The organism is Methylobacterium sp. J-030, assembly GCF_022829545.1.
In the GTDB taxonomy this organism is placed as follows: domain Bacteria; phylum Pseudomonadota; class Alphaproteobacteria; order Rhizobiales; family Beijerinckiaceae; genus Methylobacterium.
Map to the genome: position 1 here is coordinate 23,909 of NZ_JAKSYM010000073.1, position 12,716 is coordinate 36,624.

The window sequence follows — 12,716 nt, forward strand, 5'->3', positions numbered from 1 at the left end:
AGCCGTTTATCAGCACGCGTGCAATAGGCATGATGCAGTTACCTAGTTAATTACAGTCATTGGCGCTCAAATAAAGCCTATACCTAAGATAAACAGTATGATGACAGCGGCATCAATGCAAGTGCATTTTTAGAGAGTCAAAGCCGAGCGGTGATGCCACTGTAATTGCGTAAATCTATGGTTTTGTACTTGCACGTAACGTAGTTAAAGCAGGGCCAGGCCCATCAGCGATCTGGAGCATGGCCGCGCTCGTTGCGACGAAGCCGGCCATCGCCCGCACGTCAGCAGGCAGTTTCAGATCGCGCGAGATCGCGTCAGCCTCTCGTTCCAGACGGACGTTGCAGGCACGTGATGGGATCCCACCGTCCGGCGTGCAGGCGTCGTGGCGGGCGCAGGCGGCGTCAAGAGCATCGATGGGTGGCAACGGCGCGTTATTCCCCGGGCCGCAATAGTTGCCGTGGATCAGCATCTTCGGGCCGCCGATCGCACTCTGCTGTGCTTGTACTGGCATCGTAAACCATGACGCGACTACGATTGGCATGATATAGCGCCTGATCATTTTAATCGCTCCTATCTTCACTGATAAATCTGACAGATGGGTTTTTAGAAGGAGGATTTTTTTGATGATCCCAAGATCGAGGTTTGGAGAATAAGTTACGGTGGATTACTTCTGCTGCACGTGTATCCGGGCTCGGTATTCCGATCAAAGATGTTCCTGCTCGGCTCGGACCTCTGCGGCGCGATCCACGGCGGCGTCGGCGCCGGGCTCGACATCCGGCTGCATCTGCCGCCAGCGCCGCAGCCTCACCGTCTCGAACACGCCAGCCTCGTGGAACGGCTCGTGGTCGATGAAGCTCCGCGCGGCAGCCTCGCCCTCGACGTCGACGATGATCATCGTGCCGACGATGCCCCCATCGGCGTTCTCGAACGGCCCTCCGATGTGAACGATCTCGGCCTTGGACTTGAGGTAGGCGAGATGCCGGTGGTGCGTGCGCTCGCGGATCTCGCCCATGTGCGGCTTGTCCCAGCAGATACAGGCGAACAGCATGGAACACTCCCTCAGCACGCGTCGCGCCGGGCGAGGACGCGGTCCGCCATCTCCCCACTCGCGCCGAGGTAGGCGCAGGGGTCGAGGAGGTGCTCCAGTTCTGAACGGGTGAGTATCGCCGCGATGGACTTGTCGGCGCTCAGAAGGTCGATCAAACGTCCCTTGCCGGCGGCCACGTCCCGGGCGATCTCGGAGAGCACGTCGTGGGCGGCCTGGCGGCCGAGCTTGGGTGCCAGCGCCATCATCACCGCCTCGGTGTTCACCAGCCCGTCGGTCAGGCGCAGGTTGCGGGCCATAGCGTCGGGGTGCACCACGAGGCCGCCGAGCAGGAACGCGGCCTGGTCCAGGATACCGCCCGCGAGGCAAGCTATTTCCGGCAGCGCGATCCACTCGATCTCCCACGGACCGGTCGCGCGTTCGAAATCAGCAGCCTGCGCCGTGAGCAGCGCCGCCGCGTGCTGGCGGACCACAGCCGTACAACCGGTGATGTAGGCGCAAGAGATCGGGTTGCGCTTCTGCGGCATCGTCGAGGAGGCGCCGCGTCCGCCGCCGCCATCGGGCTCCTGCACCTCACCGATCTCAGTTGCAGCCATGATCTTGATATCGAAGGCGATTTTTTCGATCTGGCCGCAGGTCAGGGCGAGGAAAACACCGGTCTCCGCGATCGTGTCGCGCACCGTGTGCCAAGCGATCGGCGGCGTGGCGAGCCCGAGCCGCGCGCAGACACCCTCTTGAACGGCGAGACCGTGATTGCCGAGCGAGGCGAGCGTGCCGACCGCGCCGCCGAACTCGCCCATCAATACGCGCGGCCTCAGCTGTGCCGAGCGCTCCAGGCAGCGCTCGATCCCGGCGAGCCAGACCGCGGCCTTATAGCCGAAGGTCATTGGGATCGCTTGCTGCAGGTTCGACCGGCCAACCATCGGCGTGTCGCGGTAAGTCGAGGCGACCCCCGCGAGGTGGTCGCCGATCTCGACGAGCTTGGCGTCCGCGTAGTCCAGGGTGCTGGCGATCTGGAGAACCGTCGCCGTGTCGGTGATGTCTTGGGTCGTGGCGCCCCAGTGGCACCATTGCCCGAGGCCGTCCGCGCACAAAGCTACGAGCTGCTCCACGACTGGCAGCACTGGATAGCCGATATGCTCCGTGGCCTGGCGCAGGACGTCGAAGTTGAACTCGCCGACGTGGCAATGGCGGGCAATCTCGGCCGCTGCCTCGGCTGGGATGATGCCCAGTTCAGCCTGAGTTTCGGCAAGCGCCCGCTCGACGTCTAGGTAGCGCTGGATGCGTGCCTCGTCCGACCAGGTCGCGCGCATCGCGGTTGAGCCGAAGATTGCCCGGTAGATCGACGAATCAATGATTCCGGCATTGGGATTCATGGGTCGTCCCCCGGATCAGGCGATCAGTTTCGCCGGCGTCGCCTGTTTCGCAATCGAAGCAGAGGTTGTCCGGGGCTTCCGGCCAGATCGCCCACGCAGCGGCGACGGCGGCTGCTTGCGTCGGCGTGAGAACACAGGCCACCGCCTCGCCGACATGCCGGACCCGACCGGCGGCGAGTATCGTCCAGTCCGCATCGCGGTTCGGACGTTTGTCCCGCCCCGTAACCGGGCAGTAGCAGCGCAGCGACCTCGGGTCGTCCGCGAGGTCGGCGGCCGTGACCACCGAGAGGGTTCCAGACACGGAGGCCACTGCCGCAATGTCCAGGCCAACGATGCGGGCATGGGGGTGGGGCGAGCGGACGAAGGCCGCCCAGGCAGCATCTGGTATGCAGTAATCGTCGGTAAAGCGGCCCTCGCCCCGGACGAGCCGGAGCCCCGCGTGCGTAATCCACGACCGTCATCCGAGCGGCGAGGTCATGGAGCCGATTTTGTCCGTCGTCTCCATCGGCACGCGACATCCGTTTAGGAACAGGCTGAGGAGGCTGAACCAGCCCAAGATTAGGACGAGCTTGCGGGTGACGACGGAGCCGTACCGGTCGAGTAGGCTTGCCAGGGTTGCGTCCGTAAGCGTGCCCGCGTGCGCCATCTCGTCCACCGCCCGGCAGGCAAGGACGAAGTCGGGGGCGATCTCCTCGACCGGACCGTCGGAGGCCGCCGCCGCGATCTCCACGTCAGTCAAGCCGTTGTTGCGCGATAGGCTGACATTGGCCTGCCACTCGTAGGGCACGTTCAGCACCTTGGCCGTGCGCAGGATGATCATTTGGCGCAGCTTCGGCTCGACGCCCTCGGCCGAGAACACCGCCTTGATCAGCCCGATTGCCGGTCCGTACATGTCCTCGGTGCCAGCCAGCATCTTAACGACGTGGAGCGTTTTGTCTGGATCGTATGCTGTGCCGATGACCCGGCGGTAGGCCGCGTCGTCAGGAAGTGGGATCGCGACGGATCCGGCATAGGGTGTCGGCTCGGGCATGGCCGCTCCATGGTCGATTGCGGAACCAATTCGGCTATAAGCTTACTTCAATTTCAAAAACCGCCTTGCGTTATCGTGGCAGATCTTTTGCCGATCTACTTCTGAAATCGCGGCGGTTTCGATCCAATCAGCCGCCCAGCTCATGTTTTCAAATGGATAGTCCACCGAATACATGATCCGGTCGGCCCCGATCGTTGCGATGGCGCATTGCAGAGCCGCCGTGCAGAAATTGCCCGACGTCGTAATCCAGATGTTGCGCGCCATGTATTCCTGAAGACGCAAATTTACCTTCTTGTCGGCGGGATTGTACTGGTAGCAATGCTCAATCCGCCAAGCCATGTACGGCAGCGTCTCACCCATGTGGCCGATGGCGACCTGCGCGGTGGGGAAGCGGTCGAACAGGCCGGCATAGACAAGGCGCAAGAGATGCGTAGCCGTTTCTGGTGCGAACCCCCAGGTTGCTCCCTGCAACTCAGCGTGACCCTCGTACATCAGCCGCTGGTGCGAGACGCGGGGATGGATGTAGAGCGGCACGTCGAGGGCGGTCAGGGCCTCCCAGAACGGCGTCAGGATCTCCTCGTCGAGGTAGATGATCTTGTTCGGGTCCTGCGTTTGCTGAAAGCCGTTGACCAGAACCCCCTTGAAGCCGAGCTTGGTGATGCATCGCTCCAGCTCCCGCGCCGCCTCCTTGCCGTCGTGCAGGGACACCGAGGCGAAGCCGCCCAACCGGTCTGGATGTCGGGCAATCTGTTCAGCGAGGTAATCGTTGGTGAGGGTGGCGCCGTCGCGGGCCTGGCGCGGATCCTTCATGGCCTGGATAGCCGGATCGGCCGGGGCGTTGACGCAGTAGACGACACCCGTCTGATCCATGCTCTGGAGCCGAGTCTCGTCGAAGTCTGCGAGCCGGGGGCTCACCGCCTCGATAAATTGGCGGTTGAGGCCGTTCTCGGTGATGAACCAGCTCCAGTCGGGCTCGCCGTTCTCGTCGAGCACGGCAACAGCGCATTTGGCGGTGAAGGCCGCCTCGATCTCGATCTTGGGGATCCGCGGGTCTGGTGGCAGCGGCGCTAGGACGGGAAGGTCCTGGACCGGCGCCCGGCCCACGTCATGGACGTTCATGCTCATGTCGAACCCGGGTGAGGGAGTTGCTCGGTCGACGGATCGGGGTTGAGGCTGCTTCCGCCTAGGGGGCCCGTGATTTCTTCAGGATCTTCGGCAAGGGAGGCATACCTCCCTTTTCACGCTCCGATGGGCGCTTGCTCTTGCGTTGGAAGATATTCGGATCGGGTACAGAGCTCGGGCCGTAATCGACCTTCAAGCCCCCATCGGAGGAGGGGCTGAACGGCGCCTCGTCACTGGTCCGAGTTCCGCGTCGTGCGCGATCGGCCATGATATTCACCCTTGAATGGGGGATTGCTGTCGGCCCCGGCCCGTGCCGGGTATTGGTCGGGCGCCGCATCGCCTACAGCGGCGCCCGTATGCGGGGTGGTTCAGGAGCCGATGTGATCGAGCTTGAATAGCTTCCGGGCGTTCTCGTGTGCGAGCTTCGCACGGTCTGACTCGCTGATTGGCGCGTTGTCGAGAAATTCGGCAGCTTCGTCCATGTTTTCGAATGGATAATCGACCGAGAACAGCATCCGATCAGAACCCATCACTTGCATGGTGCAAAGTAGAGCGGGCACGCTCCAGTCGCCGGAAATGGTTGTATAAACATTGTCCTTCAAATAATCTTGAATTCGGCGCTGAGGCTTGTCCTTACCGGGATTGAACTCCATCCAGTGCTGGAGGCGCCAAGCGGCGAACGGGATCGTTTCGCCGTTGTGGCCGAGGATCATCTTAGCCTTCGGGAAGCGATCAAATACGCCTCCGACAAGGATGCGGACCGCATGGGTCCCCGTCTCGCAGGCGTAGCCCCAGTTGGCGCAGACCAGTTCCTGGTGTCCCTTGTACATCAACTGCTGATAGGACGTGCGCGGATGGAGATAGAGCGGCACATCTAGGTCTTGGAGCGCCTCCCAGATCGGGCTGCACCGATCCTCGTCCAGATAGACGAGGTTGTCCTCCTGATCGATCTGGCTATAGCCGTTGAACAGTACGCCCTTGAAACCTAGCTGCTTGACGCAGCGTTCAAGTTCCTTAGCCGCAGCCTTCGGATCATGCACGCTCAGGGCCGCGAAGCCGCCGAAGCGGTCTGGATGCTGTGCGATCCGCTCTGCCAGGGCATCGTTGACGGCGCGTGCCATGTCCTCCGCCTTGCGCTTGTCCGTGACAGCGCCGATGCCGGGACATTGCAGACTCAGGATCGCGTATTCGATGTTGCTCTCGTTCATGCTCTCGATACGCGTTTGGTCGAAATCCATCAACCGATCATAGATTTGCTTGAACCATTCGGTCGTAAGACCATTGTTGAGAGCGTGAAAATTTATGTCGTTCTGGTCGATGCTGCCGTCGGCATTTTTCTTGAGGGCCTCCGGGACTAGGAAGTGTTCCTCGAAGGCGATCTTCCGTAAGGGCGGCGGGGGTGGAAGCGCACCAGGACGGGTCAACCGCGGAACAGTCATGGGGACTCCTGTCATGTCTCAGCGTCGTGTACCTAAATGAGGCGTCCAGCCGCATTGAAGTCCATTAACCAATACAATGACCGGAAGCCTGTTCCCATCATTTATTTGTTTTTTTAGACATTAGTTACGACTAATATTCAAAAGTTATTGGTACATAATATGGTATTATTGTAACAAATATTGTTCATAGATCAGGAGAAGAGAGGCGACGATTGGCGTCGCGGGGACCGTGCGCTAGTCTACCTGCGGCCGGCGGGATGGCGCTGCCGGATGAGCCGAAGGGACGCACGCCTTGGCTGAGCACGACATCGCGGCGCTCATCGAGCGCGATCAGATCAGGCTGCTGCTCGCCATTTCCGCCGGAGGGAGCTTCAGCGCCGCCGCAGCCGAACTCGGGATCACGCAATCGTCGATCAGCCAGCAGGTCAAACGACTTGAAACCATTGCGGGCTTCCCGCTGTTCCGCCGCAACCGGCGTGGCATCAAGCTTACTAGTGAATGCGAGACGATCATCTACTACGCCCGGGCGATGGAGAAGCTCGCGGAAGACATGCGGCTTCATTTCAAGCAGGCCCGCTCCAACGACCGCGTCTGCATCGGGATGGGCGAGGATTTCTGTCGCACTGCGCTGCCAGCCGTCCTCCACCTGCTTGCGAAGAACTTCCCGAACGTTGACATTCAGATCGTGTCCGGCAGCTACGACCTGATCGCTCAGGCGATCAGCGCTCGGTCAGTTGACCTTGTGGTGATGCGACGCTGGGATCGCTACCCTGACACGAAGCTTCTCTGGATCGAGCGGCAGGTCTGGTACGGCCAGGCTCGCTTCGCGGCACCGATCGAGGACCCAGTCCCGCTGGTGGTGCCCTTCGCCCCCAATCCCACCCGCACCACCCTCATTGATGCGCTCAAAGCACAGGGACGCGTCTGGAAAGTTCGGTTCGAAAGCGTGGGAATGGCAGGGATCGAGGCCGCCCTCCAGTGCGGGATCGGGGTGTGCGGTGGACCTCGCCACATGCCGATGTATGGCGTCCAGGCCATTGAGCCCGGCGGCAACCTTCCGAAGCTGCCCGATGTCGAGTTCGTCATGGTCGGGCCCTCGGCCTCATCGAGCGGCGTCGTCCGTGCCGTCGCCGAGGTTCTCCTGAGCCTCGCCTGCACGGGGTTCCGGGCCGGCACTGTGGAAGACGCGTCCCGGCTGCACGGTGACTGACGGGGGGGCGCGTCGGGAAAGCCAAGCAATCCGCGGAGCAACCCGAACCCGCGCGCAGCGCGGTGGCCCTTTGTCCTCGCGGCCGCAGTTCCGCCATCGTATCATCGCCGCTACCCGCGCGAGCAGCGGGTTGCGATGGCACGCGAGCTGGCCACAGACATGGGGTTTGATGCCGCCGGCGATATTACGAAGCCTGCAGCAGCCGCTCCGCCTCACCATCCCAGTCCGCCAGCTTGAGGTTTAGGCGCGCCCGCATGGCCTTGCCCGGCTTGAAGTGCACGCTCCGCTTGGCCGTCACGGTGACGCTCTGACCCGATCGCGGGTTGCGGCCAGTGCGCGCCTCGCGGTCCCGTACCGCGAATGCGCCGAAGTCTCGCAGTTCGACGCGATCGCCGTCCGCCAGCGCGGTGGCCATCCGGTCGAGGATGGCAGCTACCACCCGCTCGACGTCCCGGGCGTAGAGGTGCGGGTTCTGCACCGCGATGCGGGCGACAACCTCGGATCGGACCATGCGTCACCGATGCAGCCCCGTTCATCGAACCACAACCGCGTGCCGGTATTTTCCAGTGACGGGCCGCGTCGCGTATAGGCCTGCGTCGGTGATGTCGGTCGCTCCCCCGCCCGTGGCTTGCGGTCCACGTGGGGTCGAGCGGCCGACGGATCACGGCGGGGTCGGGTGCGCCGCCATGACGGCCGCTGCCAGCACGGTCCGGAAGGCCTTCTCCTGCGGCCCTGAGCGGTCAACCGCCCCGAAAGCCGGCGTAGCGTTTACGAGCGCCGCGATATCGATGCTGTGCCCACTGGCAAACCGGTAGGGGCCGGCTGCCGGATCCCGCAGGTAGAGGTCAATCGCGGCGACCACCTCCTGGCTCGTGATGATGCCGGCCTTACGCAGGTCCGCGAGGGTCGAAGGTCCTGCCGGCATGTCGCGCTGATCATCCCCTGACGTTGACTTAGCTGTGCGCTCCGGCCGACATGCCATGTCCGGCTGGCACGCGCCCTGTGCGAGTCGCCGGAGCAACCAGGAGCACCGACCGCCGCAGTAGGCCCCTGAAAAGCCAACGGGCCCCCCGTCGCCAAACGAGGAGCCCGTCGAAATCAAAAGCGGCTGTGAGGCCATCTGCACCCCTCACAAGCCACGAAGCGCCCTCGGGCGTCAAGTCAGAACCCCGGTTCTGGCAACGATACTGGCTTGTCTTGAACGGAGCGCACAGCCTGCGCCGCCGATCGTCCTCCTGTGGCCCTGTGGAAAGGGCCGAGACACGTGTTCGCAGACGAGATCCGCCGCGCGATCGAGGCGGCCGACCGAATCACTCTGCCGTCCGTGACGTCGCTGCTCTGGCGTGCCTATGGGGAGGGGAAGGTCACGGAGGCCGAGGCCGAGGCGCTGTCCGTTCTCATCGAGGGCCGGACCCTGTCAGGAAGCGGACCCAAGACCGGACAGAGCCCGAACGGGTCGGCAACGGTCACACCCCAAACAGGGGATCCGCCTGGGACGGCGTCTGGGGGCGCAGGAAGCCCCAGGAGGCCCGGCGTCGGCTCCCGGCCACGCACGGACGCCTCAATGGAGCGCCGCCGTTGCTGGGCCGCCTCTGGCCGCCTGCCACCTGGTCTCGCGGCCCGGTTCACCCTGGCCGAGCAGGCGGTCCTCTCGCTGGTTGCGGCAGAGGTCGCCCGCCGGAAGGATTGCCGGCTCGCCGTGGGCAATCTCGCGGCGATCGTCGGCGTGGCCGAGACCACGGTCCGCAACGCTATCCGCGAGGCCGTGAAGCTCGGGCTCGTGACCGTCGAGGAGCGGCGGGTGACCGGCTTCCGCAACGACACGAACATCGTGCGCATCGTCTCGGTCGAGTGGACCGCCTGGCTTCGGCTGGCGCGGAGAGGGTCTCCTCAGATTTCAGGATACCCCTCCCAGCCTCAGGGGGGAGGGTGCAAATCCCCGAGGGGCACGTCTACTGAAGTTCTGGAATCGGGGAAAACGAAGCCCGCAGGACCGTCGCGAGAGCGATCTGCACACGCGAATTCGCCATCGCGAATTGCGTCGCGAAAGGCAGGCGCATGACCCCGTCGCTCTGCCGTGGAAAGCGACGCGCCGGGATCACGCTGATGTGAGGAGAAGGAACTGCCGAGAGGCAGCGGTTGACCTCTACGTTGCGGCACGATTCCCGAATCCGTGTGGACCGTAGGATCGTGAGGCGCTTCCGATGCCCGAGGACCTGATCGTGCCGCTGATCATGGCCACAGCGTTCACCGGCGGGTGCTACCTGATTCAGCGCCTTGAACGATATGCCGCGAGCGTGGAGCACTCCCTGACGATGGCGTTGATGTGCCTGACAATGTTCGCCTTCGTTGTCATGCTCGGACGTTACGCTGAGGAGGCGCGCGCGCGCCCACAGCCACCGGTGCTCAGACCGCCATCTCCGTGAAGGTTTCCTGGGAGCACCGTGCCGGGCTCATACTCAGGATAGGAGGGGCTGCCGGTTGGCAGCGGGCGACCTCGACCGATCAGGCCGAACGAGAATCCGCGCGGGCGGTAGAGGCGGCCGAGCTATGCAGGAGTGCCTGCGGGCGGACGATATGACGAACGCGAAGGCGCCCGGCCGATACAGGAAAAACCGCAGCACTCATCTATTTGAGGGAGGCGGCGCAGCGCGAATGCTGATCCAATCCGATGTAGAGGCCGATCAATCGTAGTCGTCTGGCTACGTCACCTCGCCTCGATCGGAGACACGCCATGCGGATCATGACGCTCTTCACTGCCGGTTTTGTCCTCGCCGCTGCCGCCTTCGTGACGACCATGCTGGTCTCGCCACCAACCAGCGAAGCATCCGTCACCGCTGCCGCCTCAAGGACCAAGGCTGTCACCATCTGCGAATATCTACCGACCGGTGATGTCGCCGACTGCACGATCCAGAACTGATCGTGAGACGGCTTCAACTCCATGCTTGAAGCTATCGCACGGGTTACCGTCTGGCTGGCGCTGGGAGAGGCGCTGATGCGGCTCGGCCTCGTGCCTGTGCCCGGGCCCGTAACCGGTCTCGTGCTGCTCTACCTGGATCTGGTCTGGCACAAGACCCTGCCCGATGACCTCGGCCGTCTGGCCGACCGGATGCTCGCCCTCTTCGGGCTGCTTTTCGTTCCCGCCGGGGTCGGCGTCGTTGCCCATGCGGACGTCCTCCAGGCCGAGTTTCTCCCGATCGTCGCGGCCGTCATCGGCGGAACCGTCGTCACCTTGCTCGCCACAGTCGCAACGCTGGTACTTGCTCACTCATGGGCAAGGCGGCGGAAGCGGACAGATGCCGGCGGCTTGGGAGAGGCAGATCTTCGTGCCTGATCCCCATGCCTGGACCAGCCTGCCCGAGCAGCCGATCCTGGAGGTCGGCATCACCGTGCTCGCCTTTTTTGCGGCGGTGCGCCTCGCCCGCTGGAGCGGCAACAACCCGTTCTTCAATCCGACGTTGATCGCGATCGTCCTGGTCGTGATTGCGATTGATGTCACGGGTACATCCTATGCGACGTACCTGCACGGCGCAGGGTTCATCCAGTTCCTGCTCGCGCCGACCGTCGTGCTGCTGGCGGTGCCGCTGTACCGGCAGACGGCGCTGATCCGTGCCTCGGGAGCCCTGATCGCCGCGGCGCTGCTCGTCGGACTACCGACCGGTGTCCTCAGCGCTGTCGGCATCGCCTGGGCGCTTGGCGCAAGCAAGGTCACGCTGCTGTCGCTCGCGCCGAAGAGCGTGACCACCGGCATCGCGGTCGGGATCTCGGAAGCGATCGGCGGTGTCCCTGCCCTGACGGCGGTTCTGGTGATCAGCACCGGTATCGTCGGTGCCATAGCCGGTCCGGTGCTCCAGCGCTGGCTGCGTGTGGAAGACGACCGCGTCATGGGCTTGGCAATCGGCATCGCCGGTCACGGGATCGGTACAGCCCGGGCGTTGCAGATCAGCGAGGTGGCCGGGGCCTTCGCCGGCCTCGGCATGAGTTTGAACGGTGTGCTGACCGGCGTCCTGCTGCCGCTCGCTATGCGGGGACTTTGATGGATTCGACGAACGACTTAGCGGATGAGTGACCTGGTCACACCTCTGGCTTTCCGGCAGAGAGATCATCGAATAGGTCGCTGATGGTCTTGTGCCGGAACAGCATGCGCCATGGCTGGCGTCGATGCTCCGATTGGTCAAAAGCGATGCATCTGAACATATTTATTCATCAAAGCTGCATTTTTCAAAGGCTTATATGAATTAAACAGATAACGATTGCGTGATAACTGTATTGGTGCATTGTAGATCGAGCGACCACGTATTCTGATTCCACCGCTCCGTTCTGACGGGGTGTGCTCAGGAGCCAGCAATGATGAACACACGCGCCGCCATCTTAGCCGCCGTTCTCGTCGCTGCAGGTCTGCCGCAGACAGCTCTAGCCTGTGGGGACAGCGAGGCAGGTCTCTCTTGCGATGACAGCGGTTCCGGCGCCGAGATGGGCGCCAAATGGATGCTGAGCCGCGCGAGCAAGGCCGTGACGGCCGACAAGGCCAAGGCGCTCACTGCCTTCACCAAGGGTACGGACGGCTTCCGCACTGCCGACAGCTATGTGTTCTGCGTCGGACCGGATGGCGTCATGAGCGCTCACCCCAATCCGATCTTGCAGGGCCACGACGTGCTCGGCTTGCATGATAAGACCGGCAACTACTTCATCAAGACCATGATCGATACGGCTAAGCCCGGACAGGTCTCGGTGATCCGCTATCTCTTCCCCAAGCCCGGCAGCACGGTTGAGGAGCCGAAGACGACGTATTACACGAGGACGGGCGACCAGACCTGCGCGGTAGGCGTGTACGACGCCGATACAGCAGCGCCTGCACAGGTCACTCCGGAGGCTCGGCTGGTAAGCCTGCGCCAGAAGCTCGACGGAGAGATCCCGCAAGCAGCCCGCGCCGACTGGAATGCCTTTCTGGAGACGCTGAACCAGGTCGGCGATGCCCGGACCGCAGCGCTGGCGAAGGCACGCGATGGTCTAAAGGCCGCTGAAGCTGCCCTCGATCCAGCCGAGCAGAAATAGGCTCGGTCAGGTCACTGAACTCACAACCGGGGAGCACATCGTGGCGCTGGCCAACCTTGTGTCTCTGACAGAGGCCGCGGCCTTCACCTTCGGTTGCGCAATGCTGCGCGCGCGTTGGCTCGATCAAGAGCGCATCAGCTCGGTTCTCGTAGCCATCGCGGGGTTGCTGGTTGCTGGGCTGCTGATCGTTCTGACGCCCGAGAGCGTCGGCATCGATGCGAATGCCCTTGATCCGGCTGCCGTATGGCCCCTTTCGGGTAGAGCTGACCTCTACGGCAGGTAGATGACCCGGCTTAATCTACCGTCCGGACTCATAACCAGTAGCTGACGGTGGCAGCGATGCAGACGGCAGCGAGATAGTTCGTGGCCGAGCGGTCGTAGCGGGTGGCGATGCGGCGAAAGTCCTTGAGCCGGCCGAACATGCGCTCGATGGCATTGC

Annotated in this window: 17 protein-coding genes and 1 pseudogene; 8 read left to right on the forward strand and 10 right to left on the reverse strand. The window is 63.1% G+C overall.

Annotation, left to right across the window (positions count from 1 at the left end):
- Nucleotides 1–175 precede the first annotated feature (175 nt).
- From MKK75_RS03890 to MKK75_RS03920, 7 genes are all read right to left on the reverse strand, one after another.
- Complete coding sequence (locus MKK75_RS03890) at nucleotides 176–511, reverse strand: hypothetical protein (RefSeq protein ID WP_409567516.1); 336 nt, start codon at nucleotides 509–511, stop codon at nucleotides 176–178.
- 192 nt (nucleotides 512–703) lie between these two features.
- The gene (locus tag MKK75_RS03895; RefSeq protein ID WP_244041321.1) at nucleotides 704–1,048 is read right to left on the reverse strand and encodes a YciI family protein; all 345 of its coding nucleotides are present in this window, start codon (nucleotides 1,046–1,048) and stop codon (nucleotides 704–706) included.
- An 11-nt stretch (nucleotides 1,049–1,059) separates the two neighbouring features.
- The gene (locus MKK75_RS03900; protein WP_244041322.1) at nucleotides 1,060–2,421 is read right to left on the reverse strand and encodes an adenylosuccinate lyase family protein; all 1,362 of its coding nucleotides are present in this window, start codon (nucleotides 2,419–2,421) and stop codon (nucleotides 1,060–1,062) included.
- On the reverse strand, nucleotides 2,396–2,869 hold the full coding sequence (locus MKK75_RS03905) for a hypothetical protein (protein ID WP_313901829.1): 474 nt from the start codon (nucleotides 2,867–2,869) through the stop codon (nucleotides 2,396–2,398). Before MKK75_RS03905 ends, MKK75_RS03900 begins: the two co-directional genes overlap by 26 nt.
- 9 nt (nucleotides 2,870–2,878) lie before the next feature.
- A complete protein-coding gene (locus tag MKK75_RS03910) occupies nucleotides 2,879–3,451 on the reverse strand; it encodes a carboxymuconolactone decarboxylase family protein (RefSeq protein ID WP_244041323.1) in 573 nt (190 codons plus the stop codon).
- Between the two features lie 42 nt (nucleotides 3,452–3,493).
- Nucleotides 3,494–4,570 carry an amidohydrolase family protein gene (locus MKK75_RS03915; protein ID WP_244041324.1) on the reverse strand — a complete coding sequence of 359 codons (1,077 nt, stop codon included), beginning with the start codon at nucleotides 4,568–4,570 and terminating at the stop codon, nucleotides 3,494–3,496.
- A gap of 371 nt (nucleotides 4,571–4,941) precedes the next feature.
- Complete coding sequence (locus MKK75_RS03920; RefSeq protein ID WP_244041325.1) at nucleotides 4,942–6,012, reverse strand: amidohydrolase family protein; 1,071 nt, start codon at nucleotides 6,010–6,012, stop codon at nucleotides 4,942–4,944.
- Between the two features lie 292 nt (nucleotides 6,013–6,304).
- Between MKK75_RS03920 and MKK75_RS03925 the strand changes: the two genes are divergently transcribed.
- Nucleotides 6,305–7,222 carry a LysR family transcriptional regulator gene (locus MKK75_RS03925; protein ID WP_244041326.1) on the forward strand — a complete coding sequence of 306 codons (918 nt, stop codon included), beginning with the start codon at nucleotides 6,305–6,307 and terminating at the stop codon, nucleotides 7,220–7,222.
- A 184-nt stretch (nucleotides 7,223–7,406) separates the two neighbouring features.
- Here the strand turns inward: MKK75_RS03925 and MKK75_RS03930 are convergent, their stop codons facing one another.
- Nucleotides 7,407–7,733, reverse strand: coding sequence for an integration host factor subunit beta (locus tag MKK75_RS03930; RefSeq protein ID WP_244041327.1), 327 nt, complete (start codon nucleotides 7,731–7,733; stop codon nucleotides 7,407–7,409).
- Nucleotides 7,734–7,883: 150 nt separating this feature from the next.
- Nucleotides 7,884–8,147 carry a hypothetical protein gene (locus MKK75_RS03935; RefSeq protein WP_244041328.1) on the reverse strand — a complete coding sequence of 88 codons (264 nt, stop codon included), beginning with the start codon at nucleotides 8,145–8,147 and terminating at the stop codon, nucleotides 7,884–7,886.
- 339 nt (nucleotides 8,148–8,486) lie between these two features.
- On the opposite strand from MKK75_RS03935, the gene MKK75_RS03940 reads away from it, so the two are divergent.
- The 7 genes from MKK75_RS03940 to MKK75_RS03970 all read left to right on the forward strand — a co-directional run bounded on the left by MKK75_RS03940 (nucleotide 8,487) and on the right by MKK75_RS03970 (nucleotide 12,560).
- Nucleotides 8,487–9,284 carry a helix-turn-helix domain-containing protein gene (locus MKK75_RS03940; protein WP_409567515.1) on the forward strand — a complete coding sequence of 266 codons (798 nt, stop codon included), beginning with the start codon at nucleotides 8,487–8,489 and terminating at the stop codon, nucleotides 9,282–9,284.
- 142 nt (nucleotides 9,285–9,426) lie between these two features.
- Nucleotides 9,427–9,648, forward strand: a complete 222-nt coding sequence (locus MKK75_RS03945; protein WP_244041329.1) for a hypothetical protein — start codon at nucleotides 9,427–9,429, stop codon at nucleotides 9,646–9,648.
- 308 nt (nucleotides 9,649–9,956) lie between these two features.
- Nucleotides 9,957–10,142, forward strand: coding sequence for a hypothetical protein (locus MKK75_RS03950; protein ID WP_244041330.1), 186 nt, complete (start codon nucleotides 9,957–9,959; stop codon nucleotides 10,140–10,142).
- A 21-nt stretch (nucleotides 10,143–10,163) separates the two neighbouring features.
- Nucleotides 10,164–10,556, forward strand: a complete 393-nt coding sequence (locus MKK75_RS03955) for a CidA/LrgA family protein (RefSeq protein WP_244041331.1) — start codon at nucleotides 10,164–10,166, stop codon at nucleotides 10,554–10,556.
- Complete coding sequence (locus MKK75_RS03960) at nucleotides 10,519–11,259, forward strand: LrgB family protein (protein ID WP_244041332.1); 741 nt, start codon at nucleotides 10,519–10,521, stop codon at nucleotides 11,257–11,259. The genes MKK75_RS03955 and MKK75_RS03960 overlap by 38 nt, the downstream gene beginning before the upstream one ends.
- Before the next feature lie 310 nt (nucleotides 11,260–11,569).
- Complete coding sequence (locus MKK75_RS03965; protein ID WP_244041333.1) at nucleotides 11,570–12,277, forward strand: cache domain-containing protein; 708 nt, start codon at nucleotides 11,570–11,572, stop codon at nucleotides 12,275–12,277.
- Nucleotides 12,278–12,317: 40 nt separating this feature from the next.
- Nucleotides 12,318–12,560 (forward strand): hypothetical protein, encoded by a 243-nt coding sequence (locus MKK75_RS03970; protein ID WP_244041334.1) that lies wholly within the window; start codon nucleotides 12,318–12,320, stop codon nucleotides 12,558–12,560.
- Between the two features lie 28 nt (nucleotides 12,561–12,588).
- Here the strand turns inward: MKK75_RS03970 and MKK75_RS03975 are convergent.
- Nucleotides 12,589–12,716 (reverse strand): annotated as a pseudogene (locus MKK75_RS03975) (IS5/IS1182 family transposase); the annotation flags it as partial.

Coding starts and splice junctions, on each gene's coding strand:
- MKK75_RS03890 (WP_409567516.1), bottom strand. CDS start 511: ATGCCAGTACAAGCACAGCAGAGTGCGATCGGCGGCCCGAAGATGCTG.
- MKK75_RS03895 (WP_244041321.1), bottom strand. CDS start 1,048: ATGCTGTTCGCCTGTATCTGCTGGGACAAGCCGCACATGGGCGAGATC.
- MKK75_RS03900 (WP_244041322.1), bottom strand. CDS start 2,421: ATGAATCCCAATGCCGGAATCATTGATTCGTCGATCTACCGGGCAATC.
- MKK75_RS03910 (WP_244041323.1), bottom strand. CDS start 3,451: ATGCCCGAGCCGACACCCTATGCCGGATCCGTCGCGATCCCACTTCCT.
- MKK75_RS03915 (WP_244041324.1), bottom strand. CDS start 4,570: ATGAACGTCCATGACGTGGGCCGGGCGCCGGTCCAGGACCTTCCCGTC.
- MKK75_RS03920 (WP_244041325.1), bottom strand. CDS start 6,012: ATGACTGTTCCGCGGTTGACCCGTCCTGGTGCGCTTCCACCCCCGCCG.
- MKK75_RS03930 (WP_244041327.1), bottom strand. CDS start 7,733: ATGGTCCGATCCGAGGTTGTCGCCCGCATCGCGGTGCAGAACCCGCAC.
- MKK75_RS03935 (WP_244041328.1), bottom strand. CDS start 8,147: ATGCCGGCAGGACCTTCGACCCTCGCGGACCTGCGTAAGGCCGGCATC.
- MKK75_RS03945 (WP_244041329.1), top strand. CDS start 9,427: ATGCCCGAGGACCTGATCGTGCCGCTGATCATGGCCACAGCGTTCACC.
- MKK75_RS03950 (WP_244041330.1), top strand. CDS start 9,957: ATGCGGATCATGACGCTCTTCACTGCCGGTTTTGTCCTCGCCGCTGCC.
- MKK75_RS03955 (WP_244041331.1), top strand. CDS start 10,164: ATGCTTGAAGCTATCGCACGGGTTACCGTCTGGCTGGCGCTGGGAGAG.
- MKK75_RS03960 (WP_244041332.1), top strand. CDS start 10,519: ATGCCGGCGGCTTGGGAGAGGCAGATCTTCGTGCCTGATCCCCATGCC.
- MKK75_RS03965 (WP_244041333.1), top strand. CDS start 11,570: ATGATGAACACACGCGCCGCCATCTTAGCCGCCGTTCTCGTCGCTGCA.